Origin of the sequence: Streptomyces sp. NPDC045431 (assembly GCF_040646655.1) — a bacterium.
GTDB lineage: Bacteria > Actinomycetota > Actinomycetes > Streptomycetales > Streptomycetaceae > Streptomyces.
In genome coordinates this window covers 148,208-162,856 of the sequence record NZ_JBEZAQ010000008.1, presented here as the reverse complement: position 1 = coordinate 162,856, position 14,649 = coordinate 148,208, and the positions used below count along the sequence as shown (strand labels likewise).

General features: G+C 73.6%; 15 protein-coding genes and 1 pseudogene. 7 read left to right on the top strand and 9 right to left on the bottom strand.

Going from position 1 to position 14,649, the window contains the following annotated elements; genetic code table 11:
* Nucleotides 1–182: 182 nt before the first annotated feature.
* Nucleotides 183–1,334 (bottom strand): ROK family transcriptional regulator, encoded by a 1,152-nt coding sequence (locus AB0A69_RS19250; RefSeq protein WP_361422886.1) that lies wholly within the window; start codon nt 1,332–1,334, stop codon nt 183–185.
* A gap of 56 nt (nt 1,335–1,390) precedes the next feature.
* On the opposite strand from AB0A69_RS19250, the gene AB0A69_RS19245 reads away from it, so the two are divergent.
* The 3 genes from AB0A69_RS19245 to AB0A69_RS19235 all read left to right on the top strand — a co-directional run bounded on the left by AB0A69_RS19245 (nt 1,391) and on the right by AB0A69_RS19235 (nt 3,857).
* Nucleotides 1,391–2,473 carry a Gfo/Idh/MocA family oxidoreductase gene (locus AB0A69_RS19245; RefSeq protein WP_361422883.1) on the top strand — a complete coding sequence of 361 codons (1,083 nt, stop codon included), beginning with the start codon at nt 1,391–1,393 and terminating at the stop codon, nt 2,471–2,473.
* Nucleotides 2,470–2,946 carry a heme-degrading domain-containing protein gene (locus AB0A69_RS19240; RefSeq protein WP_361422880.1) on the top strand — a complete coding sequence of 159 codons (477 nt, stop codon included), beginning with the start codon at nt 2,470–2,472 and terminating at the stop codon, nt 2,944–2,946. Before AB0A69_RS19245 ends, AB0A69_RS19240 begins: the two co-directional genes overlap by 4 nt.
* 524 nt (nt 2,947–3,470) lie before the next feature.
* Nucleotides 3,471–3,857 carry a hypothetical protein gene (locus AB0A69_RS19235; protein WP_361422877.1) on the top strand — a complete coding sequence of 129 codons (387 nt, stop codon included), beginning with the start codon at nt 3,471–3,473 and terminating at the stop codon, nt 3,855–3,857.
* 85 nt (nt 3,858–3,942) lie between these two features.
* Here the strand turns inward: AB0A69_RS19235 and AB0A69_RS19230 are convergent, their stop codons facing one another.
* The 3 genes from AB0A69_RS19230 to AB0A69_RS19220 all read right to left on the bottom strand — a co-directional run bounded on the left by AB0A69_RS19230 (nt 3,943) and on the right by AB0A69_RS19220 (nt 6,044).
* The gene (locus AB0A69_RS19230; protein WP_361422874.1) at nt 3,943–4,800 is read right to left on the bottom strand and encodes a fumarylacetoacetate hydrolase family protein; all 858 of its coding nucleotides are present in this window, start codon (nt 4,798–4,800) and stop codon (nt 3,943–3,945) included.
* A gap of 116 nt (nt 4,801–4,916) precedes the next feature.
* Nucleotides 4,917–5,636 carry a membrane protein insertase YidC gene (gene yidC / locus AB0A69_RS19225; RefSeq protein ID WP_361422871.1) on the bottom strand — a complete coding sequence of 240 codons (720 nt, stop codon included), beginning with the start codon at nt 5,634–5,636 and terminating at the stop codon, nt 4,917–4,919.
* 108 nt (nt 5,637–5,744) lie between these two features.
* The gene (locus AB0A69_RS19220; protein ID WP_361422868.1) at nt 5,745–6,044 is read right to left on the bottom strand and encodes a DUF6412 domain-containing protein; all 300 of its coding nucleotides are present in this window, start codon (nt 6,042–6,044) and stop codon (nt 5,745–5,747) included.
* Between the two features lie 130 nt (nt 6,045–6,174).
* Here AB0A69_RS19220 and AB0A69_RS19215 point away from each other — a divergent pair, with 130 nt between their 5' ends.
* Nucleotides 6,175–7,191 (top strand): SEC-C domain-containing protein, encoded by a 1,017-nt coding sequence (locus tag AB0A69_RS19215; protein ID WP_361422865.1) that lies wholly within the window; start codon nt 6,175–6,177, stop codon nt 7,189–7,191.
* A 6-nt stretch (nt 7,192–7,197) separates the two neighbouring features.
* Nucleotides 7,198–7,466: pseudogene (locus tag AB0A69_RS19210) on the top strand (hypothetical protein); the annotation flags it as partial.
* 59 nt (nt 7,467–7,525) lie between these two features.
* Here AB0A69_RS19210 and AB0A69_RS19205 read toward each other — a convergent pair.
* A complete protein-coding gene (locus tag AB0A69_RS19205; protein ID WP_361422862.1) occupies nt 7,526–8,128 on the bottom strand; it encodes a hypothetical protein in 603 nt (200 codons plus the stop codon).
* A gap of 200 nt (nt 8,129–8,328) precedes the next feature.
* On the opposite strand from AB0A69_RS19205, the gene AB0A69_RS19200 reads away from it, so the two are divergent.
* Nucleotides 8,329–8,631, top strand: coding sequence for a hypothetical protein (locus AB0A69_RS19200; RefSeq protein ID WP_361422859.1), 303 nt, complete (start codon nt 8,329–8,331; stop codon nt 8,629–8,631).
* Nucleotides 8,632–8,944: 313 nt separating this feature from the next.
* Here AB0A69_RS19200 and AB0A69_RS19195 read toward each other — a convergent pair whose 3' ends face one another.
* Entirely contained in the window at nt 8,945–10,234 is a 1,290-nt protein-coding gene (locus AB0A69_RS19195) for a DUF445 domain-containing protein (RefSeq protein ID WP_361422856.1), read from the bottom strand.
* A 98-nt stretch (nt 10,235–10,332) separates the two neighbouring features.
* Here AB0A69_RS19195 and AB0A69_RS19190 point away from each other — a divergent pair, with 98 nt between their 5' ends.
* Nucleotides 10,333–11,670, top strand: coding sequence for a GDSL-type esterase/lipase family protein (locus tag AB0A69_RS19190; RefSeq protein ID WP_361422853.1), 1,338 nt, complete (start codon nt 10,333–10,335; stop codon nt 11,668–11,670).
* Between the two features lie 34 nt (nt 11,671–11,704).
* Here the strand turns inward: AB0A69_RS19190 and AB0A69_RS19185 are convergent, their stop codons facing one another.
* From AB0A69_RS19185 to AB0A69_RS19175, 3 genes are all read right to left on the bottom strand, one after another.
* On the bottom strand, nt 11,705–12,697 hold the full coding sequence (locus AB0A69_RS19185) for an ABC transporter ATP-binding protein (RefSeq protein WP_361423197.1): 993 nt from the start codon (nt 12,695–12,697) through the stop codon (nt 11,705–11,707).
* Between the two features lie 93 nt (nt 12,698–12,790).
* Nucleotides 12,791–13,558: an ABC transporter permease gene (locus AB0A69_RS19180; protein WP_361423194.1), complete on the bottom strand. Its 768-nt coding sequence runs from the start codon at nt 13,556–13,558 to the stop codon at nt 12,791–12,793.
* 127 nt (nt 13,559–13,685) lie between these two features.
* Nucleotides 13,686–14,486: an ABC-2 family transporter protein gene (locus AB0A69_RS19175; RefSeq protein WP_361422850.1), complete on the bottom strand. Its 801-nt coding sequence runs from the start codon at nt 14,484–14,486 to the stop codon at nt 13,686–13,688.
* Between the last annotated feature and the right edge of the window lie 163 nt (nt 14,487–14,649).

Genomic DNA, 14,649 nt, shown 5'->3' with positions numbered 1-14,649 from the left:
GGCGAGCCCGGCCACGCGGGGCCCACGCAGGCCCACGCCCCGACCCGGGCCCGGCGAGCCCGGCCCCTCGCCGACGTACCCGCCCGGCGGCCCGACGGCCGGGGTCCGGGGGTCCGGGGGGACCGGGGGTCCGGGGGTCCCGACCCGGCACAGCCGGGACCCGGCCCCTGCCCCTGCCCCGCTCAGAGTCCGAACAGCGGCGCCAGCGCCAGCAGTGCCGCGCCCTGGGCGACCTGGTGGTCGCCGGTGGCGGTACCGGCACCACCGGCACCACCGGCACCCCCATCACCGGCACCACCGGCACCCCCATCACCGGCATCACCGTCGCCACCGTCGCCGGGCTCCGCGTCCGTGAGGCTCACCGGGACCGGCCGCCCGCCGCCCTCGCGGCGCGCGCGCTCCTCCAGGACCGCGCCGACTCCTCGTACGAAGGGCTCCGGCGCCGCCGCGACGACGCGCCCGCCCAGCAGGACGCGGTCGATGTCCAGGAGGCCGACGAGGTTGGCGGCGCCGACGCCCAGCACGCGCGCGGCCTCCGCCAGGTCGCCTCGCGACACCGCCGCGAGGCACAGCGCCTCCAGGCAGCCGCGCGCGCCGCACCCGCACGGCGGGCCGTCGAGCTGCACGGTCTGGTGCCCGAACTCGCCCGCGCCGGTCCGGGCGCCCCGGTGGAGCGTGCCGCCGAGGACGAGCCCGGCGCCCAGTCCCGTACCGAGGTGGAGGTACGCGAACGACTCCCCGCCCCGCCCCCGCGCGGCGATACCGAAGGCGGCGGCGTTCGTGTCCTTGTCGAGGACCACGGGGAGCCCGAGGCGTTCGGCGAGCGCGTCGCGCAGCGGGAACCCGTCCCACTCGGGGAACCCGGTCACGCGGTGCGGTACGCCGGCGGCGTGGTCGAGCGGCCCCGGCATGGCGACCCCGGCGCCGAGGACGGTCGCGTCGAGGAGGCCCGCCGCCTCCCGCGCCGCCACCCCGAGGACGGCCTCCGTACCCGCGCCGAGGTCCAGCGGAACGCCGCGCGCCGCGACGACCGCCCCGGCGAGGTCGACGCGTACGACCGTGAGCTCGTCGCGGTCGAGGTGGAGCCCGAGGGCGTGGGCGGCGCCGGGCACGAGGCGCAGCACGGTGCGGGGCTTGCCGCCCGTGGAGGCGCGGCGCCCCGCGTCGACGGCGAGGCCCTCGTCCCGCAGCCGGGCGATGATCTTGCTGATGGCCTGCGGAGTGAGCCCGGTGCGCTCGGCGAGCTCCAGCCGACTGACGCCGTCCTCGCCGGCCTGCCGCAGCAGGTTGAGCAGCAGGGCGGTGTTGTGGCTGCGCAGAGCGTTGATGTTCACGGTCCCATTGTCCGGCCCGCTTGCACTTTGGCAACAGCGTTGCTTAAGTGGGCCGCATGACTGGAACGCTGACTGGAACGCTGCGCGTCGGACTCGTCGGCTACGGCCTCGCGGGCTCCGTCTTCCACGCCCCGCTGATCGCCGCGACCGAGGGCCTGGTGCTGGACACGGTCGTCACGTCGAACGCGGAGCGCCAGGAGCAGGCGCGCGCCGCGTTCCCGGGGGTCCGGGTCGCGGCGTCCACGGAGGAGCTGTGGGCCCGGGCGGGCGAGCTGGACCTGATCGTGATCGCCTCCCCCAACAAGACGCACGTCCCGGTCGCGACCGCCGCCCTCAAGGCCGGCCTGCCGGTCGTGGTCGACAAGCCGGTCGCGGGCACGGCGGCGGAGGCGCGGGGCCTCGCGGCCCTCGCCGAGGAGCGCGGCCTGCTCCTCTCCGTGTTCCAGAACCGCCGCTGGGACAACGACTTCCTCACGCTCCGCTCGCTCGTCGAGCGCGGCGAGCTCGGTGACGTACAGCGCTTCGAGTCCCGGTTCGAGCGGTGGCGGCCGCAGTTGAAGGGCGGCTGGCGGGAGTCGGGGGCGCCGGAGGAGTTCGGCGGGCTGCTGTACGACCTGGGCAGCCATGTCGTGGACCAGGCGCTGGTGCTGTTCGGCCCCGCCACGCGGGTGTACGCCGAGGCGGACGTCCGGCGGGCGGGCGCCGAGGCGGACGACGACACCTTCATCGCGCTGACGCACGCGAACGGCGTCCGCTCCCACCTGTACGTCAGCGCCACCGCCGCCCAGCTCGGCCCGCGCTTCCGGGTGCTCGGCTCGCGGGCCGGGTACGTCAAGTACGGCCTGGACCCGCAGGAGGCGGCCCTGCGCGAGGGACTGCTGCCGGGCACGAGCCCGGACTGGGGCACGGAGCCGGAGTCGCTGTGGGGCCGCCTGGGTGCCGGGGAGTCGCCGGTGACGGGCGGCGGCACGCCGGTCCCGTCGCTGCCGGGCGACTACCCGGCGTACTACGCGGCCATCGCCGCCGCCCTGCGCGACGGCACTCCCCCGCCGGTGACGGCCCACGAGGCGGCGGCCGCGCTGGACGTCCTGGAGGCGGCGCGCCGCTCGGCCCGCGACGGCGTGGCGGTGACGCTGTGACCGCGACGGCCCCCACCATCGAGGAGCTCGAAGCCCAGCAGGCCCGCCTGACGCTCCCCCACTTCACGCACGACGACGCCTGGCGCCTCGGCACCCTGCTGGTCGACCTGGCCCGCGAACGCCGGGCCCCGGTCGCGATCGACATCCACCGCGGCCCGCAGCAGCTGTTCCACTGCGCGCTGCCCGGCTCCAGCGCCGACAACGACGCCTGGATCGACCGCAAACGCCGCGTCGTCGAGCGCTACGCCGAGAGCTCCCTCCTCGTCGGCACCCGCTTCCGCGCCAAGGGCAAGTCCTTCGACACCGACTCCCGCCTGGACCCCGACCACTACGCGGCCCACGGCGGCTCCTTCCCGCTCACGGTCACCGGCGTCGCGGGCGTCATCGGCACGGTGACGGTCTCGGGCCTGCCACAACTGGAGGACCACGCCCTGGTGGTCGAGGCGCTGGAGCGGTTCATCGCGGGGCTGTGACGGCCGCCCCGGGTGGCGGCTGCGCGCCACCCCACGAGAAGGCGTAGGGCTCCGGCCCCCCGGAGCCGGAGTACACGCACCCCACCCCTATGTCAGGCAGGTCGAATTCCTCTCTGAGCCAGCCGTCCATGGTGAGGGCCGCCACTTCGGAGCGGTAGTCGCTCAGGGGGTAGTCGAAGGACCTCACCTCGACGCACACCGGGTCCGGCAACGTGGCGGAGCGGAGGGAAAGAGCGAAGGACATCCAGGCGAGGTCTTCCCAGTACATGCCCGCCGCGGGGAGGGCGAGACACACCCCTCGGTGAATCCGGACCAGGGGAGGCGACGTCTCACCGGGTGCCCTGACGCGAGCGGTGAGGTCCGCCGCGAGGCCACCGAGAGGACTCCTCAGGCGGTACTTGTACGTGCGCATCGCTTCACCCATTCGGAGTAATCCAACCGCGCGGCATCACCCGACCGGCCCTACGGTCGAGAAGGCGTGCGAACCGATCACCCTCGCCTAAGCGCGCCGGAAGGAGGCAGTCATGCGCTCCATGAGAGCAGCCGCCGTCGCCCTCGCGGGAGGCGCCACCCTGCTGGCCCTGACGGCCGCCCCGTCGTCGGCGGCGGCCCCGACCGTTGATCCCGGCGCCGCCACCAAGGCGGTGAACTGCGGTACCGGCTGGAACGGCCTCTCCGTCGTCGCGGTGACCACCAAGGGCAGCTCCGCCTGCGGCACCGCGCACCGCGTGGCCAACGCGTACGGCGACGCCGTCCAGGCCAAGCACCACGGTGGCACGGGACGCAAGGTCGTCGTGGTCCACGTGGACGACGCTCGCTGGAAGTGCCGCGAGCGCCAGGGCGACCCGAACCCGTACACGGAATGCGTCAACCTCAAGGACCGCGCCGAGAAGGTGCAACTGGTGTCCTGACCGGGCGTCGACGACGAGCGGCGGGCCGCCCCCGCACAGGGGCGACCCGCCGCATCAAGCCGTCAGGGTGCTGCGCGTCGCGCGCTCACGCGTCCTTGAGCTCCTGGCGCTGCCGCCCGAGCCCCTCGACCTCCAGCTCCACCACGTCGCCGGCGCGCAGGTACGGCTTCGGCTCCGGCTGGCCCATCGCCACGCCCGCCGGCGTACCGGTGTTGATGACGTCACCGGGGTAGAGGGTCATGAACTGGCTGACGTAGCGCACCACCTCACCGACCGGGAAGATCTGGTTGGCGGTGGTGCCGTCCTGCTTGAGCTCGCCGTTGACCCACAGTTTCAGCGACAGCGCCTGCGGGTCCGGCACCTCGTCCGCGGTCACGAGCCAGGGGCCGAGCGGGTTGAAGGTCTCGCAGTTCTTGCCCTTGTCCCAGGTGCCGCCGCGCTCGATCTGGAACTCGCGCTCCGAGACGTCGTGCGCGACCGCGTACCCGGCCACGTGCGCGAGCGCCGCCTCCGCGGACTCCACGTAGCGGGCCGTACGGCCGATGACGACCGCGAGCTCGACCTCCCAGTCGGTCTTGCGGCTGCCACGCGGTACGAGCACGGTGTCGTCCGGCCCGACGACCGTGTCGGCCGCCTTGAGGAAGACCACCGGCTCGGCGGGCGTCGCCTGGCCGGTCTCGGCGGCGTGGTCGTGGTAGTTCAGCCCGATGCACACGACCTTGCCGATCCGCGCGACCGGCGGCCCGATCCGCAGCCCGGTCGCGTCGAGCGCGGGCAGCACACCGGCGCCGACGGCGGCACGGATCCGGTCGAGGGCGGAGGCGTCGGAGAGCAGGTTCCCGTCGATGTCCGGCACGAGCGCGGACAGGTCGCGGAGGGTCCCCTCCTGGTCGAGCAGCGCAGGGCGTTCGGCGCCCGCCGTACCGACGCGCAGCAGCTTCATGGTCTTCTCCCTGTGGTCGAGGTGGGCCCCGGCCGATGGGGTGCGGCCATCGGAGGATTGGTCGATCCTCCAATACCGCAGGTCACCCCGCAAGACCTCGTTCACACAGTGGACCTTTACGCGCGAGTAACCTCAGGGGTCAGTGCACCCCCGCGAAAGAGGTACGCCCGCTCCGCCGCGCCCCACGCCGTGCTCGTGACGACGTACAGGCCGGCCGCCAGCGGCAGCACGGCGACGCTGATGAGCGTCCCGTACCCCAGCAGCGGCATCAGCCGGGTGACCGCCCCCGGCAGCTCCGCCCCGGCCGCCTCGCCCATCACGCCCATCACGCCCATCTCGCGCCGCGCCCGCCGGTACGTGTACGTGGCGAGCCCGGTCACGATCATGAACAGCGCCAGGTACACCAGCCCGGCCGCCCCGAAGAGCCCGCCGTCGGCCAGGGCACCCGTCCAGCGCCCGCCGAGGGGCGCGGCCAGCAGGGCGTGCCCCTCCATGCCACCGCCGGTGAAGAGGTGGTACATCAGGAAGAACGCGGGCAGCTGCAGCAGGCTCGGCAGGAACCCGGCGAACGGCGACACCTGCTCCCCCGCGTACAGGTCCATCACGGCCCGCTGCAGCCGCTCCGGGTTGCGCCCGTACTTCCTGCGCAGCTCGGCGACGCGCGGCGCGAGCCGCATCCGCGCCCGCTGCCCGCGTGCGGCGGCCCGCGCCAGCGGGTGGAGGGCGAGCCGTACGGCCACGGTGAACAGGACGATCGCGGCGGCGGTGGCGGAACCGTGGAACAGCGGCTGGAGCAGCGCGGCGAGGCGCTCGACCAGCGAGGCGAAAACGGACATGGTGAGGGAACCCTCCGAGGGTCTCGTCGTACCGGAATGAGGTGTTTTCGGCATGCCGGATTGACGACGGAACCGCGTGGAGAACGGCGAAAAGGGGAGCGGGAACCTCTACGCGGCCGTCGCGACGAGACGCCGGCCGGGCGCCCTGGGCCGTCGGCGGCCCGGCGCGTCGGGGTCGCGCTGCCGCAGGAAGGCGGTGCGCTGCTCGCGGTCCCGGAGAGCGGTGCGTATGCGGGTCGGCGGCACGGCGGCCGCGCGGCGCGAGGCGACGACGGCGTACGTGACCAGCGCGGACCCGACGGCGACGAGCGCGGCGGCGACGGAGAACGCCCCGCCGTCGGCGAAGAGGAGGTACAGGACAGCGGTCAGCCCGCACATCACGGACACCCACACGGCAAGACGGCGCATGCGATCCCCCTCCCTTCACCGTCTCGAACGCACGCCCGTCCCGCATGGTTCCCGGCGCGGACGACGTGCTCGGACGACGGGCGCGGGGGACGGGCCCCCGCCGCCCCCGTACAGCAGTACGGTGTCCCCCATGCGCCCCGATGACACGTCTGCCGACCACATCACCGAAGCCGAGCGCCTGCTGCGCACCGCGGCGCAGTACCCCGAAGACCGCGAACCGCTGCTCCTGCGGGCGGCCGCCCACCTGGAGCTGGCCGGCGCCCGCGCCCGCGCGACGACCCTGTACGACGACCTCCTCGCCGCCACCCCGCCGCCGGAGAACCCGCACCTGGTGAAGGCGCTCAAGGCGGCGAACCTGTGGGAGTACGGCCACGAGGCGGAGGCCCGGGCGATCCTCGACGGCCTGCGGGCGACGCCCCCGACCGACGCCGCCGCGTGGGAGATCGTCGCCGAGACGCTGGAGACCCACGACGAACTGGAGGCCGCCGAAGCGACCTTCACCACGGCGGTCACCACCCTCCTGCCCTCCCCCGACGACGAGGTCCCGTACCCGGCGCAGTCCCTCCTCGTGGGCCGCCACCGCGTCCGCCGCCTGCTCGCGCTGCCGCACGACGACTGGGACGTCCTGGCCGACCGCCTCCACCGGGGCGCGGTCCCCCTGGACGAGCTCCACGACCCCAAGCGCCTCTGGTCCCTGGGCTCGGACGACCCGGCCGAGCTCCAGGCGGAGATCGCGCGCCTGCGCAGCGAACTGGGCTCGTACCGCACGGCCCTCTCCCGCCCCTTCCCGGTGGCGGTCCTGCTCTGGCCGCCCAACGAACTGGCCGAGCTCCTCGCGGCCTACCCGGAGCTGGAGGCCGAGTACCCCACCCACGAGGCCCACCTCACCGACCTGGAGGCCTCCCTCCGCGAACTCGCGGCCGCCGGCACCCCGAACCTCGGCATCGTCCAGGGCACGGTCCCCTCGTACGAGGCCTTCGCCGCCTCCGAGGCCGCCTCCCCCGCCAACCCGGACCTGCTCCCCCAATACGCCACCACCCTCGCCGCCCGCGGCCGCGCGACCCCCTGGCCCCCGGCCCGCACGTCCCCGTGCTGGTGCGGCTCGGGCACGGTGTACGGGGAGTGCCACGGGACGTTGGAGGTCTGACAACGACCCGCCTACGACGAGCTCGACGCCCAGTGGCAGGGATGCGCCCGCATGCTCTTCTTCCAACTTCGGCCACTGGGCGGGCTCACCCGCAAGGGCTTCATCATCTACGACGAGGGGTTCGCCCCGCTCCGCGCCCAGGACGCCTTCCGCGACGAGCTGTGGCAGGTCCTGGCCTACAACCGGCCCACACGGAGCACGTCCCGACCCCGCTGCCGGGCGACCTCGGCGGACTGCCGCTCACCGAGCACGCCTCGTACAGCCGCGAAGAGATACGACTTCTGCGAGGGCGTCAGGTGGTGCGAGTCCATCAACTACCTGCCATCGCCGCGAGCTAAGGCCGCTCGACCTCGCCCCCCAGAAGTGGCGAGACATGCAACTGCGCGGCCCGTGCCTCCGTCATGAGGTCGTCGGGCCGGCAGAGGCGCTTCTCCATGACCTCCCGCAGCAGCGTCGCGACCGCACTCTCGTCGGCGAGGTGCGGGATCGCGTCCGCGACCGCGCGTGGGAGGGCCGCGCAGGCCAGGTTCCGGACCGGGACGCGGAGGGCGGGGCGGACCGTGGAGTGGACGCGGACGTACGCGTGGCTGCGCGGCGTCGCCCGGTGGGCGACCAGGACGTCCACCTTCGCCGGCGCGGCGGGCGCGGTGACGGACTCCAGGCCGTACAGAGCCAGGGCCGCGGGGCCGGTGAGGAGCGCGTCGGGCCCCGCGTACAGGAGGGCTCCGCGCAAGCGCTGTTGGGGCGTGGGCTCCGTCGTCTGCAGGACGATCACCCGAGGCAGCAACCGGCGCCAAGGGCCTGGCGGGCGGCAGTGGGCTGCGATCGCGGAGGAGGCGCAGCCCAGGTCCATGAGTTGGTGGACGGTGGCCACTCCGTCCTGCGCGACGACCAGCGGGTCGGCGGCGTAGCGGTGCGGCGGCGTGGGGGTCGGCATGCGCGTTTCGTGCCCGTACGGTGCGGTCGGCCATGCCTGCGCTCTGCGGTTGTTACGTGGTGGTGGCAGGAAGGGTCCTGCGCCACCCCTCGCGGTCACTTCTGTCGGCGAATCGGTACGAGGGCGTCACAAGCGCCCGAACCCGCCGCGTTAGCCTCGGGGCAGGTATGAACACGCGTGCGGAAGGCAGGACAGCGAAGATGGCCAGGATTCCGGCAGCAGCCGTGGCGGCGAGTGGGCTCGTCGGTGGGTACGCCGTGGCTCGGTGGACCAAGAAGCGGCCCCTCGGGGGTGTGGCGCTCGCGGCGGCGGGGGCCGTGGCCGCGCGGGAGTGGCAGCGGCAGAGCGGTGGAAAGGCCGCAGCCGGGCTGACCGCGGCGTACGTGGCCGCGTTCGCCGGGTCGCACCCGCTGGCGAAGAAGGTCGGGGCATGGCCCGCGGTGTTCTCGGTCGCCGGGGCCATGGCGGCCGCGTCCTGGGCGGTCGGTCGCCGGAGCGGTTGAGGCGGCTGAGGCGGCTGAGGCGGCTGAGGCGGCTGAGGCGGCTGAGGCCACGGTGCCGGACTGAGGCCGCGGTGCCGGACTGAGGCCGCGGTGCCGACCGGGCCCCGCTGAGGCGCTGCGCTCGCCGCGCTGCGCTGCGACGCGCCGCAGGCGCACCGAAAAGCCGTGCCGGGTGTCGCTGAACGCGGCGCCCGCCGGGTGCGTATAAGACGGCACCTCCCCACAGTGGCTGGGCGGGGGCCCGGGCGGCAGGGTCCGGGCGCCCGCCCAGCACGACCCCGGCACGATCCCGGCACGGTCCGGAAGACAGGCCCTAGCCGCCCAGCGCGTGCGAGACCGTGTAGATCAGCAGGCCCGCCAACGCGCCGACCACCGTGCCGTTGATGCGGATGAACTGCAGGTCGCGGCCGATATGAGCCTCGATCTTCCGCGACGTCTGGTCCGCGTCCCAGCTCGCCACCGTCTCGCTGATCAGTGACGTGATCTCGGCGCGGTACGTCGTCACGACGTACACCACCGCGTCCTCCGCCCAGCCCTCCACCTTCGCCTGCAACCGCGCGTCGGTGGCCAGCCGCCGGCCGAGCGCGAGGAGCGAGGCGCGGGCGCGCAGGCGCAGTTCGCTGCGTTCGTCCTCGGCCGCCGAGATCACCATGGCGCGGACCGACGCCCAGGCCGACGCGATGATGTCCTGGACCTCCGGGCGCGCCACCAGGTCCGACTTGAGGCGCTCCACCCGCGCCCGGGTGTCCGTGTCGGCCTGCAGGTCGGAGGCGAAGTCCGTCAGGAAGCGGTCCAGCGCGCCGCGCGCCGGGTGCCCCGGCATGTCGCGCATCTCCGTGACGAAGCGCAGCAGCTCCTTGTAGACGCGCTCGCCGACCTTCCGGTCGACGAAGCGGGGCGTCCAGCCCGGGGCCCCGCCCTGCACCGCGTCCATGATCGAGTCGGCGTGCAGCACCAGCCAGTCGTGGGCGCGGTTGCAGACGAGGTCCACCGCCCCGTGGTGCGCGCCGTCGGCGACGATCTTCTCCAGCGTCTTGCCGAGCCCGGGCGCGATCTCCGCCGCCTCCGCGCGCCGCGTGACCGCCTCCCCCACCACCGCCTGGACGTCCGCGTCCCGCAACACGGTCAGCGCGCCGCGCAGCGCCGTGGACAGTTCGGCCGTGACCCGGTCGGCGTGCGCCGGCTCGGCGAGCCACGCGCCGAGCCGGCGGCCGATGGAGAGCGCGTGCAGCCGGGCGCGTACGACATCGCCGGAGAGGAAGTTCTCGCCCACGAAGGAGCCGAGCGAGGCGCCCAGCTGGTCCTTCTTCGTCGGGATGATCGCCGTGTGCGGAATGGGCAGGCCCAGCGGCCGCCGGAACAGCGCGGTGACCGCGAACCAGTCCGCCAGCGCGCCCACCATGCCCGCCTCCGCCGCGGCCGCGACGTAACCGGGCCAGCCCTCCACGCCGGCGTTCCGCGCCCACGTGGCCAGGGTGTAGACGAGGGCGACCAGGAGCAGCAGCCCGGTCGCCATGAGTTTCATCCGGCGCACACCGCGGCGCTTCTCCTCGTCCGCCGCCGTGTACGAGAACGCCACGAGCGGGGTCTTCGACTGGTTCATCCGCACCACCATGTACGTAGTCCCTTCCCAGGGTCCCTACCTCAGGTACTCCCGGGGCGCACACCGAGTTCCCGTGTCCATGCCGGATGATGTCGGCCATGAGGGGAGTACGGGGGGAATACAGGCGTCCGCTCGCCGTGGTGCTGGCCGCGACCGTGCTGGGCTGCGGGGGCATCTTCGCGGCGGCGGTGGAGCGGACGGGCACGGACGGCCCGGTCCGGCACACCGACCCGCCGCACCAGGACGCGCGCGCCGCCACGACCGCGGAGAAGGCCGCGTGGATCGGAACCTGGTCCGCCGCGCCCGTCGAGCCCGCGCCGTCTCACGCCCAGGCGGCACGCGAGCCCCGCTCCATACGCAACGTCATCCACACCAGCATCGGCGGCACCACCGCCCGCATCACCCTCACCAACCGGTACGGCGGCCACCGCCCACTCCGCGTCGACGCCGCATCCCTCGCGGTACGCGCCGAGGGGGCCGCGGCCGTCCCCGGCACGCTCCGCCGCGTCACCTTCGCCGGCGGCCGCCCGTACGTCACCATCCCGCCCGGCGCCGACGCCGTCAGCGACCCCGTACCCCTCGCCGTCCCGTACGACGGTGACCTCCTGGTCACGCTGTACGTCCCGGCCGGCGCGCCCACGACCCGGCACCCGGTCGCCCGGCAGACGTCGTACGCCGCCGACGGCGACCACACGCGGGAGGTGAGCGGCGCCGCGTACACCGAGGCCCCCGCCCCCACCTGGCACCACCTGGCGGCCGTCGACGTCGTCAACCCGGCCGCCCGCGGCGCGGTCCTCGTCCTCGGCGACTCCCTCACCGACGGCGTCGGCTCCACCCGTGACGCCAACCACCGCTGGCCCGACCTGCTCGCCGACCGGCTGCGCTCCCGCGGCTACGGCGTGGTGAACCAGGGCATCGGCGGCAACCGCGTGCTGCGCGACGGCAGGGGCCCGAGCGCCCTCTCGCGCTTCGAGCGCGACGCGCTGAGCCGTCCGGGGGTCCGGACCGTCGTCATATGCCTCGGCATCAACGACATCATCCGCCCGCCCCACGAGACCGACCCGCGCCGCATCACCGACGGTCTGACCGCGCTGACACGGCAGGCGCACGCGCGCGGGCTGCGCGTCGTCGGCTCGACGCTCCTGCCGTTCGGCGGCCACCGGCGGTACACGAAGGAGCTGGAGGCCGTACGGCAGCAGGTCAACGCCACCATCCGCACGGGCGGCGTCTTCGACGCGGTCGTCGACTTCGACCGCGCCCTGCGCGACCCGTACGCCCCGACCCGCCTGCTGCCCGCGTACGACTCCGGGGACGGGCTGCACCCGGGCGACGCCGGCTACCGCCACATGGCCCGCACCGTCGACCTCGCCGAGCTCACCGCCCTCGCCGCCCTCGCCGCCCTCGCGGACGGTGGCGCTCCGCGGCAGGACCTCTAACCCTCCACCCCTGAGGCCGTCCGGTTCGTGCTGCTCACTCCGGCAGCTCCGACCGTTCCGCGTACATCTTCGCGATCACCGCCTCGATGTCCGGCTCCCGCACCGAAAGGTCCACCAGCGGATACTCCGCCGCGATCCGCGCCACCAGCGGCGCCGCCGACCGGTCCGCCGGGAACGCCAGCCACTGCCGCGGCCCCTCCACCCGCACCACCCGCGCCCCGTCGGGCGCCTCGATGGGCGGTAGCTCGCGCTCCAGGTCCACCACCAGCGTCCGCTCGCTCCGGCCCACCTCGTGCAGGCCGCCGAGCGCCCCGTCGTACATCAGCCGCCCGTGGTCGATGACCATCACCCGCTTGCACAGCTGCTCGATGTCGGTCAGGTCGTGGGTGGTGAGCAGGACCGTCGTGCCGCGCTCGGCGTTCAGGTCGCGCAGGAACTCCCGCACCCGGGCCTTGGAGACGACGTCGAGGCCGATGGTCGGCTCGTCCAGGTACAGCACCTCCGGGTCGTGCAGCAGCGCCGCCGCGATGTCACCGCGCATGCGCTGGCCGAGGGAGAGCTGGCGCACGGGCACGTTGAGCAGCTCGCCGAGGTCGAGGAGCTCGACGCAGCGGTCGAGGTTCTCGCGGTAGCGGGCCTCCGGGATCCGGTACAGGCGGTGGATCAGGCGGTACGAGTCGCGCAGCGGCAGGTCCCACCACAGGGTCGTACGCTGCCCGAACACCACGCCGATCCGCCGCGCGAGCCGCGTGCGGTCACGCGCGGGGTCGATGCCGGCGACGCGCAGCCGACCGCCGCTCGGGGTCAGAATGCCCGTCAGCATCTTGATGGTGGTGGACTTCCCGGCGCCGTTGGGGCCGATGTAGCCGACCATCTCGCCGCGCGCCACGCGGAAGGAGATCCCGTCCACCGCCCGGACCCGCCGCTTCTCGCGACGCAGGGTGCCGGGCACGCGGCGCCGCACGTCGAAGACCTTCTCGACGCCGACGAGCTCGATGAAATCCGACTCGCTGAAGGCCGGCTCCATGGTCTCGATGATCTCGATGATCTCGGTGGTCTCGGTGGTCTCGGTGGTCTCCATGGTCTCGGTGGTCTCGTTCGTCTCGTTGCTCACCGCTGCTCAGCTCCCTGTACTCCGGTACGAACGGACCCCAAACCGCCACGCCAGCCCCGCCAGCGCCCCCATCACCACCGCCACCACCGGCGACGCGAACGCCGCCCACCCCGGCAACCCCGCCGGCGCCTGGCGCCCGAGCACGTACAACGCGGGCACCCAGTTCACGAACGCGAGCGGCACGACGTACACCACCCCCCGCACCAGATCCGTCGCGAAGACCGTCGGCGGGTACTGGAGCAGCGTGTTGCCGCCGTACGTGAACGAGTTCGTCACCTCCGCCGCGTCCTGGGCCAGGAACTGGAAGGCCGCCCCCGCCACCATCACGGACGCGAAGATCAGCCAGCCGCTCACCACCATCAGCGGGACGAGCGCCACCTTCACCGGCGTCCATTCCACGTCGTCCAACAGCACCAGCGACCACACCAGCACCAGCAGTCCCTGCGACACCCGGCCCAGCCGCCGCAGCGCGAACCGGTCCGCCGCCACCTGCGCCAGCACCGGGGCCGGGCGCACCAGCAGCGTGTCCAGCGTGCCGTCCCGCACCCGCCGCCCCAGCCGCTGCGTCTGCCCCAGCGCCATGTCCGCCAGGCCGAAGGCGGTGCCGGTCGTCCCGTACAGGAACGCCACCTCGGCGAAGGAGAACCCGCCGAGGCCGCGGACGTGACCGAACATCAGCAGGATGACGACGAAGTCGAAGCCGGTCGCGATGAAGCTGGCGAGCAGCGTCATCGCGAAGGAGAAGCGGTACGTCATGGTCGACCGCATCCACATGGCGGCGATGAGCCCGTACGCGCGCAGCCCCGCGCCCACGTGCCCGTACGCGTGCCCGTACGCGTGGTCGTGGTCATGGCCGTGGCCGTGGCCGTGGCCGCGCTCGTGTCCGCGCTCGTACGTCTGATCAGCCACCCTGCACCACCACCCGGCGCGTCGCCGCCGCCTGGAGCGCCCGCCCGGCCAGCAGCAGGACCAGCGCCCAGCCGCCCTGGAAGGCGTACGCCTCCACCAGTCCCCAGCCCGTGCGCTTCTCCAGGAAGACGTCCGCCGGAACCTGGAGCATCGACGACCAGGGCAGTACGCGGGCGACCTCGCCGAGCACGCCGGGGAAGACGTTCAGGGGCAGGAGCATGCCCGAGAAGAACGTCCCCGACAGCCACGCCACCTGCACCACCCCGTGCCCGTCCATCAGCCAGAACGCGCTCAGCGCCACCAGAAACCACACCGCGAAGCTCACCACCGCGCCCAGCACCACCGAGAGGAGGAAGGCGAGCCAGGTCAGCGGCTGCTCGGGCAGCGCGATGTCGAAGGCGAGCGCGCCGACGGCCAGCGGCGCCACGCCCCGCCCCAGCAGCAGGAAGCCGGACCGGCCCAGGGCGACGGACAGCCACCACAGCTGGAGGTCGGCGGGGCGGTAGAGGTCGACGGCGATGTCGCCCGTCCTGATGCGCTCCATCAGCTCGTCCTCGAACCCACCCCCCATCAGGCCGCAGGCGGCGAGGAGGGCTTGGCCGATCCACACATAGGCGAGCGCCTCGCCCATGTCGTAGCCACCGAGGTGAGGGCGCTCATCCCAGAGGGCTATGTAGGTGAACGCCAGGATGAAGCCGAAGACGGTGTTGGTGAACACCCCTGCCGCGGTCGCCACCCGATACGTCGCATGGCGCCGGAAACCACCGGCCGCCACGGCCGCGTACAGCCGCACCCTGAGCTCCCTCCGTCAAAGCTGACGAGCCTAGCCCTGCGGAATCCGTCGTCACGACTGCTTTTCGGTGCAAGATGAGTTTCGGACAAATCGTCATAAACAGCGCAGCAGTCATCGACAGGCCGGAGAACATGAGCGACGAGCCACCGAAGCAGGCCTGGGA